The organism is Micromonospora narathiwatensis, assembly GCF_900089605.1.
Classification (GTDB): Bacteria; Actinomycetota; Actinomycetes; order Mycobacteriales; family Micromonosporaceae; genus Micromonospora; species Micromonospora narathiwatensis.
Window position 1 is genome coordinate 4,342,336 of record NZ_LT594324.1, and the last position, 16,384, is coordinate 4,358,719.

13 protein-coding genes are annotated in these 16,384 nt (G+C 74.4%); 8 read left to right on the top strand and 5 right to left on the bottom strand.

Annotated elements, in window-relative coordinates; translation table 11 throughout:
• Nucleotides 1-11: 11 nt before the first annotated feature.
• The gene (gene lysX / locus GA0070621_RS18685) at nucleotides 12-3,341 is read right to left on the bottom strand and encodes a bifunctional lysylphosphatidylglycerol synthetase/lysine--tRNA ligase LysX (protein WP_167667051.1); all 3,330 of its coding nucleotides are present in this window, start codon (nucleotides 3,339-3,341) and stop codon (nucleotides 12-14) included.
• A gap of 306 nt (nucleotides 3,342-3,647) precedes the next feature.
• On the opposite strand from lysX, the gene GA0070621_RS18690 reads away from it, so the two are divergent.
• The 4 genes from GA0070621_RS18690 to GA0070621_RS18705 all read left to right on the top strand — a co-directional run bounded on the left by GA0070621_RS18690 (nucleotide 3,648) and on the right by GA0070621_RS18705 (nucleotide 8,874).
• Nucleotides 3,648-4,805 carry a carboxylate-amine ligase gene (locus tag GA0070621_RS18690; protein WP_091197622.1) on the top strand — a complete coding sequence of 386 codons (1,158 nt, stop codon included), beginning with the start codon at nucleotides 3,648-3,650 and terminating at the stop codon, nucleotides 4,803-4,805.
• Between the two features lie 51 nt (nucleotides 4,806-4,856).
• Nucleotides 4,857-6,239: an FAD-dependent oxidoreductase gene (locus GA0070621_RS18695; RefSeq protein ID WP_091202597.1), complete on the top strand. Its 1,383-nt coding sequence runs from the start codon at nucleotides 4,857-4,859 to the stop codon at nucleotides 6,237-6,239.
• Nucleotides 6,240-6,338: 99 nt separating this feature from the next.
• Entirely contained in the window at nucleotides 6,339-7,760 is a 1,422-nt protein-coding gene (locus tag GA0070621_RS18700) for a WGR domain-containing protein (protein ID WP_091197623.1), read from the top strand.
• A 244-nt stretch (nucleotides 7,761-8,004) separates the two neighbouring features.
• Nucleotides 8,005-8,874 (top strand): aminoglycoside phosphotransferase family protein, encoded by an 870-nt coding sequence (locus GA0070621_RS18705; protein ID WP_091197626.1) that lies wholly within the window; start codon nucleotides 8,005-8,007, stop codon nucleotides 8,872-8,874.
• 6 nt (nucleotides 8,875-8,880) lie between these two features.
• Here the strand turns inward: GA0070621_RS18705 and GA0070621_RS18710 are convergent, their stop codons facing one another.
• On the bottom strand, nucleotides 8,881-9,690 hold the full coding sequence (locus GA0070621_RS18710) for an Fpg/Nei family DNA glycosylase (RefSeq protein WP_091197629.1): 810 nt from the start codon (nucleotides 9,688-9,690) through the stop codon (nucleotides 8,881-8,883).
• Between the two features lie 143 nt (nucleotides 9,691-9,833).
• Between GA0070621_RS18710 and GA0070621_RS18715 the strand changes: the two genes are divergently transcribed.
• Nucleotides 9,834-10,499, top strand: coding sequence for a DMT family transporter (locus tag GA0070621_RS18715; RefSeq protein WP_231921075.1), 666 nt, complete (start codon nucleotides 9,834-9,836; stop codon nucleotides 10,497-10,499).
• Nucleotides 10,500-10,596: 97 nt separating this feature from the next.
• On the opposite strand, the gene GA0070621_RS18720 is transcribed toward GA0070621_RS18715, so the two are convergent.
• Nucleotides 10,597-10,965, bottom strand: a complete 369-nt coding sequence (locus GA0070621_RS18720) for a winged helix-turn-helix transcriptional regulator (protein ID WP_091197635.1) — start codon at nucleotides 10,963-10,965, stop codon at nucleotides 10,597-10,599.
• Nucleotides 10,966-11,070: 105 nt separating this feature from the next.
• On the opposite strand from GA0070621_RS18720, the gene GA0070621_RS18725 reads away from it, so the two are divergent.
• From GA0070621_RS18725 to rocD, 3 genes are all read left to right on the top strand, one after another.
• A complete protein-coding gene (locus tag GA0070621_RS18725) occupies nucleotides 11,071-11,709 on the top strand; it encodes an NAD(P)-dependent oxidoreductase (RefSeq protein WP_091197638.1) in 639 nt (212 codons plus the stop codon).
• A gap of 167 nt (nucleotides 11,710-11,876) precedes the next feature.
• On the top strand, nucleotides 11,877-12,698 hold the full coding sequence (ddaH, locus tag GA0070621_RS18730; RefSeq protein WP_091202598.1) for a dimethylargininase: 822 nt from the start codon (nucleotides 11,877-11,879) through the stop codon (nucleotides 12,696-12,698).
• Nucleotides 12,698-13,912 carry an ornithine--oxo-acid transaminase gene (gene rocD, locus GA0070621_RS18735; protein WP_197674082.1) on the top strand — a complete coding sequence of 405 codons (1,215 nt, stop codon included), beginning with the start codon at nucleotides 12,698-12,700 and terminating at the stop codon, nucleotides 13,910-13,912. The genes ddaH and rocD overlap by 1 nt, the downstream gene beginning before the upstream one ends.
• Before the next feature lie 58 nt (nucleotides 13,913-13,970).
• Here the strand turns inward: rocD and GA0070621_RS18740 are convergent, their stop codons facing one another.
• Both GA0070621_RS18740 and GA0070621_RS18745 read right to left on the bottom strand, forming a co-directional pair.
• Nucleotides 13,971-15,125 carry an FHA domain-containing protein gene (locus GA0070621_RS18740; protein WP_091197641.1) on the bottom strand — a complete coding sequence of 385 codons (1,155 nt, stop codon included), beginning with the start codon at nucleotides 15,123-15,125 and terminating at the stop codon, nucleotides 13,971-13,973.
• 160 nt (nucleotides 15,126-15,285) lie between these two features.
• Nucleotides 15,286-16,335 carry a fatty acid desaturase family protein gene (locus tag GA0070621_RS18745; RefSeq protein ID WP_091197644.1) on the bottom strand — a complete coding sequence of 350 codons (1,050 nt, stop codon included), beginning with the start codon at nucleotides 16,333-16,335 and terminating at the stop codon, nucleotides 15,286-15,288.
• Nucleotides 16,336-16,384 lie beyond the last annotated feature (49 nt).

Below are 16,384 nucleotides of genomic sequence, written 5' to 3' on the forward strand. Positions count from 1 at the left end.
GGGTAGCCGGGTCAGGAGTCGCGGACCAGCGGGAACGGCAGGGTCTCCCGGATCGACCGGCCGGTCAGCAGCATCATCAGCCGGTCCACGCCGAGCCCGAGGCCGCCGGTGGGCGGCATCGCGTACTCCAGCGCGGTGAGGAAGTCCTCGTCCAGCTCCATCGCCTCCGGATCGCCGCCGGCCGCCCGCAGCGACTGCTCGGTGAGCCGGCGCCGCTGCTCGGTCGGGTCGACCAGCTCGGTGTACGCGGTGCCCAGCTCCATCCCGAACGCCACCAGGTCCCACCGCTCGGCCAGCCGCGGGTCGCGCCGGTGCTGCCGGGTCAGCGGGGACACCTCGGTCGGGAAGTCCAGGTAGAACGTCGGCCCCTCGGTCCGCGCCTCGACCAGCCGCTCGTACAGCTCCAGCAGCACCGCGCCGCGCCTCCAACCCGGGTCGTACGGCACCCCGGCGGTGTCGCAGAACTTGCGCAGGGCGGCCAGCTCGGTGTCGGCGGTGACCTCCTCGCCCAACGCGGCGGAGATCGCCTCGTTGACCGTCCGCACCGGCCACTCACCACCGAGATCGACCAGCCCGCCGCCCGGGCGGCGGGCCGCCGGCGTGCCGTGCACCGCCACCGCCACCCCGACGATCAGCTCCCGGGCCAGCGCCCGCATGTCGTGGTAGTCGGCGTACGCCTGGTACGCCTCCAGCACGGTGAACTCCGGGTTGTGGCTGTGGTCGACGCCCTCGTTGCGGAACGCCCGACCCAGCTCGTACACCCGCTCGACGCCACCCACGGCCAGCCGCTTCAGATAGAGCTCCGGCGCGATCCGCAGGCTGAGCCGCAGGTCGTACGCGTTGCTGTGAGTGACGAACGGGCGGGCGTTGGCCCCGCCGTGCACCCGCTGGAGGATCGGCGTCTCCACCTCCAGGAAGCCCCGCCCGACCAGCAACGAGCGCAGGCTGTGCAGGGCCGCGCCGCGCGCCCGCAGCAGCTCCCGCGCGTCGGCGTTGATGGCCAGGTCCAGGTAGCGCTGCCGGACCCGGGCCTCCGGGTCGGCCAGCCCGTGGTGCTTGTCCGGCAGCGGGCGCAGGCACTTGGCGGTGAGTCGCCAGTCGGCGACCCGGACCGACACCTCGTCGTGCCGCGTGGTGTACACCTCGCCGGTGGCGCCGACGTGGTCGCCGATGTCGATCGTGGCCCGCCAGCGGTCCAGGTCGTGCTCCAGCATGAGCTGAAGGTCGCCGCTGCCGTCCCGGACCGTGGCGAACAGCACCCCACCGTGGTCGCGGACCAGCAGCACCCGGCCGGCCACCGCCACGGTCTCCCCCGTCCCGGTGTCCGGGGCCAGCCCCGCGTGCCGCGCCCGCACCGCCGCGCAGCTCTCCGTACGGGGATAGCCCACCGGGTACGGGTCGACCCCGTCGGCGCGCAGCCGGTCCAGCTTGGCCAGGCGTACCCGGACCTGCTCCGGGCGCTCGATCGCGGCCGGCTCCGGCGGTACGGCCCGGACCGTCGCGGCGGCCGGCGGCACGAAGCGCACCCCGCCGCCGGGCGGCGGCACCCCGTACAGCGGGGTGGGCCGGCCGCCGGGCAGGGCGAGGAAGCCCTCGGCGATCGCCGCCGCGATGCCCACCCGGGCCAGCTCCCGGCGCTCGGCGAAGCAGAGGTAGCGGGGCAGCCAGTTCGGCTGGTACTTGGCGTTGGACAGGTAGAGCGACTCGAGCTGCCACCAGCGGGAGAAGAAGAGCAGGGCGTGCCGCCAGAGCCGGATGACCGGGCCGGCGCCGATCCGCGCGCCCTGCTCGAAGACCGAGCGGAACACCGCGAAGTTCAGCGACACCCGCTCGACGCCCAGCCGGTGGGCGGCGCCCAGCAGCGCGGCCACCATGAACTCCATGACCCCGTTCTCGGCCACCCGGTCCCGGCGCATCAGGTCCAGCGAGAGCCCGTTCGCGCCCCACGGGCTCAGCGACAGCAGCGCCCGCACCCGGCCCTCGGCGTCCCGGGCGTCGACCAGCACGCAGTCGCCGTCGGCCGGGTCGCCGAGCCGGCCCAGCGCCATCGAGAAGCCCCGCTCGTTCTCGGTGTCCCGCCAGGCGCTGGCCAGGCCGGCCAGCCGGGCCAGTTCCTCCGGCGGGATCTCGGCGTGCCGCCGCACCCGGGCGACGTAGCCGGCGCGTTCCACCCGGTGCACCGCCTGGCGTACCGGCCGCATGTCCCGCCCGTCCAGGTCGAACTCGCGGGTCAGCAGGATCGCCTCGTCGCCCAGGTGCAGCACCTTCAACCCGTGCCGCTGGTACGCCCGGGCCCCGGCCTCACCGGTGCCCATCACGGCCGGGATCCAGGCGTACGCGCGGGCCTGCCCGAGCCACGCCTCGATGGCCGGGCCCCACGCCTCCGGGTCGCCGACCGGGTCGCCGCTGGCCAGGCTGACCCCGTTGACCACCCGGTAGGTGATCGCCGCCTTGCCGCTGGGCGAGAAGACGGCCGCCTTGTCCCGCCGGGTGGCGAAGTAGCCGAGGGAGTCCCGCTCACCGTGCCGGGCGAGCAGCTCACGGATCCGCTGCTCCTCCTCGGGCTGCAGCACGGCGTTGGCGCGCTGCGAGCGGAGCAGGGTGAACAGGCCGGTCACGAAGGCGACCGCGCCGAAACCGCCGAGCAGCAGGTTGACCCAGCCGGGCGCCTGGCCCCGGCGGGTCACGTCGAGCGTGATCGCGCCACCGAACACCTTCTCCGCCGCGTACCCGAGCCGGTCCGACCAGGTGTGCAGGCTGCCCGGTTCGACCAGGAGCAGCAGGTAGCCGAGCCCGACCGAGAGCGCCGCCAGGCCGAAGAAGACGCCGAGCGCCCGCCAGGTGCTGCCGCCGCGTACCCGGGCGTAGAACTCCCGGCGGGCCGCGAGCAGGAGGGCCAGCGCGCCGGCGGCGAAGGCGATGCCGACCCACACCCCGACGGTCTCCAGGGTGGTGAAGAGCCGCTGCCCGGCGGCGGCGTTGAGCCGGTTGCTGCCGATCACCAGCAGCAGCACCCCGGCCAGCACGCTGACCGCCAGGGTCAGGCTGAAGTACGCCACCATCACCCAGTACGCCAGCCGCTTGCGGCGCAGCACCGCCGAGGCCAGGGTGCCGAGGAAGACCGCGTACGCCAGGTTGGCCGGCGCGGGCACCAGCAGGGCGTCGATCGCGGTGCGGACCGGCTGGAACCCGGTACGGAAGGCGCTGCTCAGCGCCGCCAGCGCGCAGACCACCGCGACGACCCAGAGCAGGGTGGCGAAGCCCCGGGGCACCTGCTCCCGCCAGCCACGGTCGGTACGCCGGCCCCCGTTCACCCTCCGCGACGTGCTGCTCGGAGTCAATGCGGCCTCCCTGGCGGCCGGCGACGACGCACGGGCACCGGCCGGTCCCCATCGTAGGCGCGCCGACACCACCCCGCCCGGACCTGCTCGCCCGGGTCGCCGCCCGGCCGCGGAGCGTGGCTGTTCCCGTGCCGCGTTCCACTGCCGAGGCAGGCGGCCCGTCCGGAGGGGCCGTGGTCCCTTCCCGAGGCAGTCGGTCCCTCGGGAGGGCTGTCGACACGCCGGGCCGGGTTTCCGGGCTCGGACACGCTGGGTAACAGGCCGTCGACCGGGCGGCACGGTGCCGCGGCCGGTACGGAACGGACGGTGAGGGCGATGAGCGGATCGGTGGCGGAGCGGGCACGGCGGGCCACGCCGGACGGCACCGACCTGCTCACGGTCGGGGTCGAGGAGGAGTTCCTGCTCGTCGACCCGCACACCGGGGCGGCCGTGCCCGCCGTCGAGCTGGTCCTGGAGCAGGTGCCGGCGGAACTGCGCGGCCAGGTGGAACGGGAGTTCCAGACCAGCCAGATCGAGATCGGCAGCCCGCCCGGGCTGGAGCTGTCCTCCGTCCGGCACTCCCTGAACCTGCTCCGCACCGAGCTGGCCGACGCCGCCGAGCGGGCCGGCGTACGGCTGCTCGCCATCGGCACCGGGCCGGTGGACGGGCCGGTGCCGCCGGTGGTGGACAAGCCCCGCTTCGACCGGATGATCGAACGGTTCCGGCTGCTGGTGCCCGGTCCCGGCAACAACGGCCTGCACGTGCACGTCGGCATCCCCGATCCGGAGGCCGGGGTGCGGGTGCTCAACCACGTCCGGCCCTGGCTGCCGGTCCTGCACGCGGCGACCGCCAACTCCCCGTTCGCCAAGGGCGCCGACAGCGGGTACGCGAGCTGGCGCTCGATCGAGTGGGAACGCTGGCCGTCGGTGGCGCCCACCCCGTACCTGGACTCGCACGAGCACTACGGGCGGCTCATCCGGCAGCTCACCGCCAGTGGCGTGCTGCTCGACGAGGGGATGCTCTACTGGTACGCCCGGCTGTCCGCGAGGTATCCGACGGTGGAGATCCGGATCGGGGACGTCTGCCCGTCGGTGGACGACGCGGTGCTGATCGCCGCCCTGGTCCGGGCCCTGGTGGCGACCGCACTGGCCGACGTCGCCGAGGGGCGGCCGGCCGTCCGTACCGACCACCACCTGCTGGTCGCCGCGCACTGGCGGGCGGCCCACGACGGGCTGGAGGGCGAGGGCGTCGACCTGACCGACGGGGAGCTGCGCCCGGCCTGGGAACTGCTCGACCGGCTGGTCGAGCGGGTCCGCCCCGAGTTGGCCCGGCACGGCGACCTCGACCGGGTGACCGACCTGCTGGGCGGGCTGCGCCGGCACGGCAGCGGCGCGGCGCGGCAGCGGGCGGTGTTCGCGCGTACCGGCCGGTTGACCGACGTGGTGGCGGACGTGGCCCGGCAGACCCGGGGCCGAGTGGGGTGACCCGCGGCGGGACCGGCCCGCGGTCGATCTCCGCGTGTCAGGATGGACCTCGTGGCGGAACGGCTGGTCGTCGTCGGCGGGGACGCGGCCGGAATGGCGGCGGCGTCCCAGGCCCGACGCCGCCGTGACCCCGACGAGCTGGAGATCGTCGCCTTCGAGCGGGGCCACTTCACCTCGTACTCCGCCTGTGGCATCCCGTACTGGATCAGCGGGGTGGTGCCGGACCGGGACCAGCTCGTCGCCCGCGACCCGGTCACGTTCCGGGAGCGGTACGACATCCACGTCCGGCTGCGGCACGCGGTCACCGCCATCGACCTGGGCCGCCGCGAGGTGTTCGCCCGCGACCTGGCGGGCGGCGGCGAGGTCCGCGAGCGGTTCGACGCCCTGGTGTACGCCACCGGCGCGACGCCGGTACGGCCCGAATGGGCGGGCGGCGACATCGCCGGGGTGTTCGGCGTACAGACCCTCGACGACGGCACGGCCCTGCTGGACTGGCTGGAGCGCGAGCCCCGGCCCCGCCGCGCGGTGGTGGTCGGCGGCGGCTACATCGGCGTGGAGATGGCCGAGGCACTGCTCCAGCGCGGTCTCTCGGTCGATCTGGTCGAGCAGGCCGACCAGCCGATGTCCACCGTGGACCCGGACATGGCCGAGCTGGTCGCCGACGCGATGCGCGGGATCGGCATCGTCATCCGTACCGGCCTGATGGTCACCGACCTCCGGGAGCGGGACGGCCGGATCGCCGCGGTGGACACCTCGGCGGGGCCGATCCCCGCCGACGTCGTGGTGCTCGGTCTCGGCGTACGCCCGAACAGCGCCCTCGCCGAGGCCGCCGGCCTGCCGATCGGCCCCACCGGCGGGGTCCGCACCGACCGCCGGATGCGGGTGCCCGGGGTGCCTGGCGTCTGGGCGGCCGGCGACTGCGTGGAGACCCTGCACCGGGTCAGCGGGATGCCGGTGCACATCCCCCTGGGCACCCACGCCAACAAACAGGGCAGGGTCGCCGGGATCAACATCGGTGGCGGGTACGCCACGTTTCCCGGGGTGATCGGCACCTCCGTGACCAAGGTCTGCGACCTGGAGGTGGGGCGGACCGGCCTGCGGGAGCGGGACGCGCTGGCGGCCGGCTTCGAGTTCGTCTCCGTGATCGCCGAGTCGACCAGCCGGGCCGGCTACTATCCGGGCGCCCGGCCGATGACGGTCAAACTGATCGCCGAGCGGCCCGGCGGCCGGCTGCTCGGGGCGCAGATCGTCGGCTGGTCCGAGGCGGCCAAGCGGATCGACGCGCTGGCCGTGGCGCTGTGGAACGGCATGACGGTGGACGAGATGACCGCGCTGGACCTCGGCTACGCCCCGCCGTACGCCCCGGTCTGGGATCCGGTGCTGATCGCCGCCCGCAAGGCCGTCGACGCCCTCACCACTGCCGGCCGCCGGTAGCGAAGGTCCTCCTGGCACCCGTTCTTTGTCGGTGGGCGCGGTTAGCGTGTGCGCGCTGTCGCGGTGCCGGTTCCGGCGCCCTTCCCCTCGGAGGCATCCATGTCGCAGGAGACGACCTACCTCGAACTGTCCGAAGTGGACGGAGGAGCGCACAAGTTCTACGAGGTCGTGGTGGAGGACACCGCGATGACCGTGCGCTACGGCCGGATCGGCGACCAGGGCCAGGCCAAGACCACCAGCTACCCGGACAACGCCCGCGCCCGGGCCGCCGCCGCGAAGAAGATCGGCGAGAAGGTCCGCAAGGGGTACGCCCCCGCGGTACCCGGCGTACGCCAGAAGCGGGCGGTCTCCCGCCGGCAGATCGTCAGCACCCGCTCCACCGCCCGCACCGCCCCGGTCCTCTGGCGGTACGACTCGGGCGCGCCCGCGTTCGGCATCTTCATCGACGGGCAGAGCTGCATGGTGGGCAACGAGCACGGGGTGATCACCACGTTGGGCCACGACGCCCGGGTGCTGAACCAGGTCCGGCTCCCCGACGGGGTGAAGTGCATCGTCGCCGACGACGCCTGGATCTACGCCGGCTGCGACGACGGCAACGTCTACGACCTCTCCGGCAAGGTGCCCCGGGTGGCGTACGCGATCGCCCCGGACATCGACATCTACTGGCTGGACATCCACGACGGCGTGCTCGGCGTCTCCGACCGCGAGGGCGGCATCGCCGCGGTCGACCACGAGGACGAGTTCCTCTGGCGCCGGCCGGGACGGGGCCGGTCCGCCTGGATGGTCCGCTGCGATCCCGACGCGGTCTACCACGGGCACTCCCAGGGGGTCACCGGCTACGACTGGCGTACCGGGCGGGAGCTGTGGCACACCCGGACCGGGGCGGTGCTCTTCGGCTGGCAGGAGCGGGACACCGTGTTCGCCGGCACCGGCACCCGCGAGGTGGTACGGCTGCGCAAGGACGGACGCGCCGAGCGGACGTACCGCTGCGACGCGGCGGTCTTCTCCTGCGCCACGGCCGAGGGCGGCCGGTACGTCTTCGCCGGCGACAGCGCGTCCTCGATCTACTGCTTCGACGCGGCCGGCAACCGGCTGTGGAAGCTCGGCACCGGCTGCGGCTCGGCGTACTCGATGCAGTATCACGAGGAGCGGCTCTACGTGGTCACCACCAGCGGCCACCTGGCCTGCATCGACGCCAGCGAGCCGGCGATCCGGGCGGCCGAGGCGGGCAGCGTGCCCGAGGTCGTGGACGTCAAGGCCCCGGCCCGGCTCCCCGAGCCGGCCGCCTGGACCACCGTGGAGGTGACCACCGACGACCGGTCCGGCGTGGTGGTGCAGTGCGTCGAGGACGGCGGCCGGCTGCGCATCCACGTGCTCTCGGACGGCTACCGCCGGGACTGGTCGGTGCAGTTCCCCAAGGGCATCCGGGAGCCGGGCGCCCGCTACCTGGTCACCGAGATCCGGGAGTCCGGCCGGGGCGGCTTCTACCGGGCGTACGGCGACATCCGCCGGCTGCGCTGAGCCGCCCGGCGGCGGTGATGCGCGTGCGGGCGTGCCAGCGCGGCCCGGCCGGCTGCTCTCCGACCGGGCCGCGCTCCCCCGTTGACCGCGTCGAATCGGCGCGACCGTCCCAGTCTCGCGGGAGCCGGTTGCCGAATAGTTGCCATCACCGCCCGTCGCCGGACCGGCCGGATCGGGGCACCGGCGACGACGGGCGGCCGGAAACGGTTGTGCCCGACCGGCCGGCAGGACCGAGGATGGCCGGATGGAGATCCCTGAGAGCCTGCGGTGGACCGAACGGATCCCGGCCGGCCGGGCGTGGCGGACGGCGCTGCCGCAGCGGCTGGCGGAGTGTGTCGATCGGTGGGATCTCCGGGCGGTGGGACGCCCGTTCGGGTACGCCTTCGCCTCGCTGGCGGTGCCGGCCGAGCTGCCCGACGGCACGGCGGCGGTGCTGAAACTCCAGTACCCGGACGCGGACAGCGTGCACGAGGCGACCGCGCTGGCGTACTGGGCCGGGGCCGGCGCGATCCGGCTGCTGGCCCACGACGCGCGGCGCCGGGCGCTGCTGGTCGAGCGCTGCGTGCCCGGCGACGCGCTGCGCGAGCTGCCCCTGGACGCGGCCCTGGACGTGGTGGTCGAGTTGCTCCCCCGGCTCGGCGTGCCGGCCGGCGCGCCGTTCACCCCGCTCGCCGAGGAGGCGGCCGGCTGGGCGGAACGGATGCCGGCCAACTGGGACCGGGCCAACCGCCCGTACGAGCGGCGGCTGGTGGACACCGCGCTCGGGCTGCTCGCCGACCTGGTGCCCAGCCAGGGCGAGCAGGTGCTGGTCAACCAGGACCTGCACGCCGGCAACGTGCTCCGGGCCGCCCGGGAACCGTGGCTGGCCATCGACCCGAAGCCGCTGGCCGGCGAGCGGGAGTTCGCACCGGTGCCGATGGTGCGCGGGGCGGAGCTGGGGCACTCGCCCGAAGCGGTGCGGTACCGGCTGGACCGGCTCAGCGCCGAGCTGGGCCTCGACCGGGAGCGGGTGCGGGGCTGGACGATCGTGCACACCACGGCCTGGAGCATCGCCGGGGATCAGGTGTTCGCCGGCAACGTCGAGGTGGTCCGCTGGCTGCTCGACGCGGACTGAGTGCGGTCAGCCGGGCTGGCAGGTGGGGCACCAGTAGAGGTTGCGGCCGGCCAGGTCGCCGCGGCTGATCCCGGTGCCGCAGACGTGGCAGGGCGCGCCGGGGCGGCGGTAGACGTACACCTCGCCGCCGTGCCGGTCGACCCGGGGCGGGCGACCCATCGCCTCCGGCAGGTGCGCCGGGCGTACGGTGTCGATCCGGCCGCGCCGCACGGCGAGGGTCATCAGGTCGACCAGGTCCGCCCAGAGTTCCGCCCAGCCGGTCGGGGTCAGCGCCCGGCCCGGCCGGTCGGGCGGCAGCCCGGCCCGGAACAGCGCCTCGGTCACGAAGATCAGGCCGGTGCCGGCCACCACCGACTGGTCCAGCAGCAGCGCCGCCAGCGGGGTGCCGCTGCGCCGGATCCGCGCGTACGCCCGATCCGGGTCGGCGTCGGCGCGGAGCGGGTCCGGGCCGAGCCGGTCGCGCAGCGCCGCCACCTCGGGCGGGGTGAGCAGTTCACAGGCGGTCGGGCCGCGCAGGTCGACCCAGTGCCGGTCGCTGTTGAGGCGCAGCCGGATCTGCCCCACCGGGGGCGGCGGCTCGCCGGGGCCGTCGGCGAACTTCCCGTACAGCCCGAGGTGCACGTGCAGGGTCAGCTCGCCGGCGTAGTGGTGCAGCAGGTGCTTGCCGTACGCCTCGGTGCCGTCGAGGACGTTTCCGGTGAGCCGGGCCGCGCCCTCGGCGAAGCGGCCCTGCGGGCTGGCGGTGTGCACCTTGTCGCCGGCGAACAGCTCGGCGTGCCGGGCCGCCAGGCGGTGGATGGTGTGTCCCTCTGGCACGGACGCCAAGCATAGACAGGGCGTACCGCGAAGGTCCGAGTCCGGACACCAGCCGTCGACGGGTGTCGAATTCCCCGGTGCTGGGTACCTCCCCACCGTGATGCGCGGCCTCCGCGCCCTGATCAGGAGGTATCGAAGTGAAGATGATGTCCCGCCGGAACGCCCCGGCGAGCAGTACGGATGTGAACGACGACGGCAGCGCGGTCGCGGACCGGGTGGACGGCCGACCGGTGGCCACCGACCGCGACAAGGAACGGACGACGTACCGGAAGGGCGCGACCGCCACCGACGCGGAGCGGCGCGCGGCGGAGCGGGCCACCACGGCGCGGGCGGCCACCACCGGGCGGCCGCTGGGCGCGGACGCCCGGCCCACCGACCCGGACCCGACCCAGGAACGGACCGTCGACCTGGACCGGGACGGTCGCCCGGACCGGCCGGTGGAACGCGCCGACGCCGGACTGACGGCTCCCGTGGCCCTCGGCCCGAAGCCCCGGGCCAGCCTGCTGGCCACCCTCGGCCTGATCGTCTCGGTGGTCGGCGCCCTGTTCGTGGTCTCCGGCACCCTGGCCGGCTACGGCATCGGGCTGGGCGCGGTGGGTGCGGTGCTCGCCGTGCTCGGCCTGGTCGCCACCCGCCGCCGGCACGTGGCCGGCACGACCGACGCGCTGATCGGCGTGGCGGTCGGCCTGGGCGCCGTGGTGCTCGGCATCGTCGCCCTGACCGGTCAGTTCGACTGGCCGACCACCGACGGCGAGTGGGTCGGCCGATTCCGGGAGTGGCTTGATTCACAGTTCGCCGCGACGTTCTGACGGGCATTGATCGGCTCGCCGGCACGCCCCGACCAGATCGCCGGGCACGTCCTCTTCCGGGGGCGGCGGTTCGCCGCCCCCGGAGGCGTTTCCCGGCTCAGTCCGCCGCGACGACGCCCTCGCGCGCGTCGATCAGTTCGTCCCAGTGCTCCCGTGCCCAGGCGCAGGCGACCTCGATCGGGCCGAGCAGACTGCGGCCCAGCGGGGTGAGCGCGTACTCGACCCGGCGGGTGGGTGCGGCATGGACCGTACGCCGGACCAGCCCGTCCTGCTCCAGCTTCCGCAGCGACCGGGTGAGCACCTTCGCGGTGACGCCCCGCAGCGGCACCCGCAGCTCCGAGAACCGCCGGGGTCCGCCCTCCAGGCAGCGGATGATCATGCCGGCCCACTTGTCCCCGAACCGGATCGGCGTCAGGTCCGACGGGCAGAGCTCGTCGAACATGTCCGGGGCGAGCGGGGCGACCATGCGCCCCACCGTAGTCGGTATCCCGTGGGAAACCGGCCACCCGGATAGCGTCCGCCGCGACCGGTCGGCGACCACGCCGACCAACGGGTGATGAGGGGTACGTCGATGAGCAGGATCATCGTCTTCGGCGCCGGGGGCCGGGCCGGCCGGGCCGCGGTACGCCAGGCGCGCGACCGGGGGCACCGGGTCACCGCGGTGCTCCGCGCCCCGGCCCGCCACCCCGACCTGTCCGCCGACGGGGAGGTGACGGTGGTCCCCGGGGACGTCACCGACGCGGACCGGGTCGCCGACCTGGCCGCCGGGCACGATGCGGTGGTCCATGCGGCGGCCGACCTGGCCGCGCCACCCGACGTCTTCTTCCCGGCGGCGGCGCGGGCGCTGCTGGGCGGACTCGGCCGGGCCGGGGTGGACCGCCTGCTGGTGGTCGGGCTCGCCTCGGTGCTGCCGACCGCGGCCGGCGTGCCGCTGCTGGACGTGCCGGGCTACCCGCAGGAGTATCGGACCTTCTGCCTGGGGCACGGGGCGGGGACCGAGGTGCTGCGGCGCGACGGTGCGGCCGTCGACTGGCTGGTGCTCAGCCCGGCCGGGGACTTCGACCACGGCGGCACGCCGACCGGCCGCTACCGGTTCACGCCGGGCGAGGCCACGAGCCGGATCACGTACGCGGATCTGGCGGTGGCGCTGCTGGACGAGATCGAGACGCCCCGGCACCGACAGCTCCACCTCGGGGTGGAGCGGGCCTGAGCGGTGACGCAACGATCCACCGTGAGGAGTACGCCAGACGCAACGATCCGACGTCGAACGCAACTTCTCGCGGTGGATGTCGCCGCCCCGGGCCGCATACCGTTGGACCACGGCGCCAGCCCGTGGGCCGACGGTGGCCGGGCGCGCCCGACCCCTGGGAGTACGACATGACGACGGACGCAACCCGCCAGCGCTTCCTGATGTGCCGGCCGACGCACTTCGCCGTCGACTACGCGATCAACCCGTGGATGGACCCCACCGCGCCGGTCGACGCCGACCTGGCGATCCGGCAGTGGGAGCAGCTCCGCCAGACGTACGTCGATCTGGGCCACGAGGTCGAGCTGATCGACCCGGTCGTCGGCCTGCCGGACATGGTCTTCGCCGCCAACGGCGGCACGGTGATCGACGGCAAGGCGATGGCGGTGCAGTTCCGCGACCCGCAGCGCGCCGACGAGGCCCCCGCCTACCGCGCCTGGTTCGAGGCCGCCGGCTTCGAGATGTACGACCCGAAGCACGTCAACGAGGGTGAGGGCGACGTCCTGCTGGCCGGCGACCACCTGCTCGCCGGCACCGGGTTCCGCACCGCGCACGCCTCGCACGCGCAGTTGCAGGAGGTCTTCGGCTACCCGGTGGTCACCATGCAGCTCGTGGACCCCCGCTTCTACCACCTGGACACCGCGCTCACCGTGCTCGACGAGCGGACCGTGGCGTACCTGCCGGAGGCGTTCTCGCCGGGCAGCCAGGCGGTGCTCCGCCGGCTCTTCCCGGACGCGATCCACGCCACCATGGCCGACGCCGAGGTGCTGGGGCTGAACGCGGTCAGCGACGGGCGGCACGTGGTGCTGCCCGCCCAGGCCACCGACCTCGCCGCCAAGCTGCGCGACCGGGGCTACCAGACCATCGGGATCGACCTCTCCGAGCTGCGCAAGGCCGGGGGCGGACCGAAGTGCTGCACGTTGCGACTCCGTCAGGGAAAGGCAGTCAAGTGATCATCGACGACATGCTGCGGACGCCGTCCGCGGTACGGGACGCAGAACGCCACACGGCACACAACTACCACCCGCTGCCCGTGGTGATCTCGTCCGCCGAGGGCTCCTGGCTGACCGACGTGGACGGCCGCCGCTACCTGGACTGCCTGGCCGGCTACTCGGCGCTGAACTTCGGCCACCGGCACCCGAAGCTGATCGAGGCCGCGCACGCGCAGCTCGACCGGCTCACCCTGACCAGCCGCGCGTTCATCCACGACCAGTTCGCCGACTTCTGCCGGGAGCTGGCCGAGCTGTGCGGCAAGGACCTGGTGCTGCCGATGAACACCGGCGCCGAGGCGGTGGAGACCGGCATCAAGGTCGCCCGCAAGTGGGGCTATCAGGTCAAGGGCGTGGCCCCGGGCCAGGCGAACATCGTGGTCGCTGAGGGCAACTTCCACGGCCGGACCACGACCATCGTCAGCTTCTCCACCGACGAGGACGCCCGCGCCGACTTCGGGCCGTACACCCCGGGCTTCACGGTCGTCCCGTACGGCGACCTGGACGCGCTGACCGCCGCGATCGACGAGAACACCGTCGCCGTGCTGCTCGAACCGATCCAGGGCGAGCAGGGCGTCGTGGTGCCCGCGGAGGGCTACCTGCCGGGCGTACGCCGGGTCTGCACCGAGCGGAACGTGCTCTTCATCGCCGACGAGATCCAGTCGGGTCTGGGGCGGACCGGTGCGACGTTCGCCTGCGACCACGAGGGCGTCGTCCCGGACATGTACCTGCTGGGCAAGGCGCTCGGCGGCGGCATCGTGCCGGTCTCCGCGGTGGCCGCCAACGCCGACGTGCTCGGCGTGCTCAAGCCGGGCCAGCACGGCTCGACGTTCGGCGGCAACCCGCTGGCCTGCGCCGTCGCCACCGAGGTGGTCCGACTGCTCGCCACCGGCGAGTTCCAGCGGCGCTCGGCCGAGCTGGGCGAGCGGCTGCACGCCGGCCTGCGCGGCCTGATCGGCAAGGGCCTGGTCGCCGTCCGGGGCCGGGGCCTCTGGGCCGGCCTGGACATCGACCCGGCGCTGATGACCGGCCGGGAGGCCTGCGAGCGGCTGATGGAGCGCGGCGTCCTGGCCAAGGACACCCACGGCTCGACCATCCGGCTCGCCCCGCCGCTGGTGATCACCGAGGAGGAGATCGACCACGCGGTGGCCCAGCTCGCCGCCGTACTGGAGGGCTGACCCCGTACGCCGAAGGGCGCCGGGACCGCGACGGTCCCGGCGCCCTTGCGCGGCGGCGTCAGGGACGCGGCAGCCGCATCGCCATGGTGGGTGCCTCGGCCATCACCGAGTTGGGGCTGAACTTCGCGTCGCTGGCCAGCTCCGCGGCGCGGCCGATCTGCACGCCCGGGTACAGCTCGACGAGGTCGCCGTCGGCCAGCACCCGGGACTGCTGCGGGGCCAGCGCGATCCGGTCCGGTTCGGCCATCGAGCCGCCTGGTCGCACGCCCGAGCCGTTGGTGCTGGTGTCGGTCACGACCACCTCGCCTCGGCCGGCCCGCAGTTCGAACCGGACGTGGCTGCGGCTGATCCAGCGCCGCGCCTCGTCGTTGAGCCACTGGCCGAGCACGACCCCGCCGGAGGAGTCCGGCGCCCGCCCGACCAGCACCGGCTGGGCCTCGGTAAGCGCGAACCGCCGCCGGATCAGCCCGCCGATCCGGACCGCCAGCACCTCGGTACGCGGCCGGGGCCCGGTGTCGCCCAGCCGGGCGCCGTGCCGGGGGCAGGTCGGCACGCCCTTGCGCAGGGCTGGTGGCGGCTGCCCGGCCGGGGCGCGGTCGACCCGGGCCAGGTCGGCGAAGGCACCGCCGCCCCCGCCGCTGCCGAAGAGCGCGCAGCCGGACTCGGGGCAGCGCCACTGCCGGGCCAGCAGCTTCACGCCGGCCGGCGACCGACTGCCGGAGGCCGGGCTCTGCCCGCCCCCGACGTGCGCGATGAACACCGGGCCACCCGCGCCGGGCACCGGCGCGAGCACCCGCCCGGCCTGACCGAGCCACGGGTAGCGACCGCCCAGCCCGTCGAAACGGACCCGGCTGAGCACCGGCAGCCCGAGCAGGTCGGCCACCTCCAGCATCCGGTCGCCGGGGTGGTCCAGCACCTCGACCAGGCCGTCGTCGGCCCAGCGCCGGACCACCATCCGTTCGTTGGAGGTCAGGTCGGCGTCGGAGAGCAGGGCCCGGTGCACGATCGCGTAGACCGGGACGCTGTCCTCCTCCAACTGGCGGGAAAGGGCGTCGATCACCATGCCGAGCCGCAGCAGGCTGGCCGGCCGCCCACCGTCCAGGTCCTGCCAGCGGATCACCTCGGCCAGGTCCACCACGGCCCGGGCCAGCGAGGGGTCGGTGCAGACCCGTCCCTCGATGGCGTCGAGCACCTTGCTGATCTCGAATCTCATGCGGCACTCCGGACGCTGTCGTCGATCCGCCGGGTCGGGGTCAGCCCACCCGGCGCGTCCCGCACCGCGTCGGCGGTGAGCACGTCTGCCATGCGCCGACCCTACCGGGCACCACGCCCCGGCCCCGGCACGGCCTGAGCAGGCCCCGGGCCCTCGACGGTCACCCGGCCCGCAGCGGGCGGCCGACCTCGTGCAGGTGGGCCAGCGCCTGGCGGTACGACTCGACCAGCCCGGTCTCCGCGTACGGGATGCCCTGCTCGGCGCAGTACGCCCGGACGATCGGCCGGGCCCGGCGCAGGTTGGCCCGGGGCATGTTCGGGAAGAGGTGGTGCTCGATCTGGTAGTTCAGCGCGCCCAGCGCCACGTCCACGAACCGGCCGCCCCGCACGTTCCGCGAGGTGAGCACCTGCTTACGCAGAAAGTCCAGGTCGTCCTCGGCGGTCGGCATCGGCATGCCCTTGTGGTTCGGAGCGAACGCGCACCCCATGTAGAGGCCCCAGAGCCCCTGGTGAACGGCGACGAAGAGCAGCGCCTTGCCCGGCGACATCACCGCGAACAGCAGGCCGAGGTAGCCGACGGCGTGCGCGAGGAGCAGCAGCGCCTCGACCGCGCGGTGCCGTACCGGGGTGGTCCACCGGCCGTTCTCCCGGCCCGTCAGCGCGCGCACGCTCGCCACGTGCAGCGCGAGCCCTTCGAGCAGGAGCAGCGGGAAGAACAACCACGCCTGCCGCCGGGCCAGCCACCGGCCCACCCCCCGGGTCGCCGCCGCCTGCTCGTACGTCCAGACCAGCGCGCCCGCGCCGACGTCCGGGTCCTCGTCGGTGTGGTTCGGGTTGGCGTGGTGCCGGTTGTGCTTGTCCACCCACCAGCCGTAGCTCAGCCCGACGGCGAGGTTGCCGGCGATCAGTCCGGCCAGCTCGCTCGCGCCGCGCCGGCGGAACATCTGCCGGTGACCGGCGTCGTGCCCGAGGAACGCGACCTGGGTGGTGGCCACCGCCATCCCGACCGCCAGCAGCAGCTGCGCCCAGGAGTCGCCGACCGCCACCACCACCGCCCAGCCGGCCAGGAAGGCGCCCAGGGTGAGCCCGATCCGGGCCGCGTACCAGCCCGGCCGGCGGACGAGCAACCCGGCCTCGGCGATCCGGCGGGACAGCCGCGCGTAGTCGCTGCCCCGCCGGCTCGGTGGCGCCGTCAACGTCGATGAGGTCATGCCGATACCCGTCCCCTCGTTCGGTGGGGTCGCGCAGGCGGCGCAACTC

What these genes read in the sequence shown, in the direction of transcription:
- GA0070621_RS18700 (WP_091197623.1), top strand. Translation starts at nt 6,339, where the DNA reads ATGTCGCAGGAGACGACCTACCTCGAACTGTCCGAAGTGGACGGAGGA.
- GA0070621_RS18705 (WP_091197626.1), top strand. Translation starts at nt 8,005, where the DNA reads ATGGAGATCCCTGAGAGCCTGCGGTGGACCGAACGGATCCCGGCCGGC.
- GA0070621_RS18715 (WP_231921075.1), top strand. Translation starts at nt 9,834, where the DNA reads ATGATGTCCCGCCGGAACGCCCCGGCGAGCAGTACGGATGTGAACGAC.
- GA0070621_RS18720 (WP_091197635.1), bottom strand. Translation starts at nt 10,965, where the DNA reads ATGGTCGCCCCGCTCGCCCCGGACATGTTCGACGAGCTCTGCCCGTCG.
- GA0070621_RS18725 (WP_091197638.1), top strand. Translation starts at nt 11,071, where the DNA reads ATGAGCAGGATCATCGTCTTCGGCGCCGGGGGCCGGGCCGGCCGGGCC.
- ddaH (WP_091202598.1), top strand. Translation starts at nt 11,877, where the DNA reads ATGACGACGGACGCAACCCGCCAGCGCTTCCTGATGTGCCGGCCGACG.
- GA0070621_RS18740 (WP_091197641.1), bottom strand. Translation starts at nt 15,125, where the DNA reads ATGAGATTCGAGATCAGCAAGGTGCTCGACGCCATCGAGGGACGGGTC.
- GA0070621_RS18745 (WP_091197644.1), bottom strand. Translation starts at nt 16,335, where the DNA reads ATGACCTCATCGACGTTGACGGCGCCACCGAGCCGGCGGGGCAGCGAC.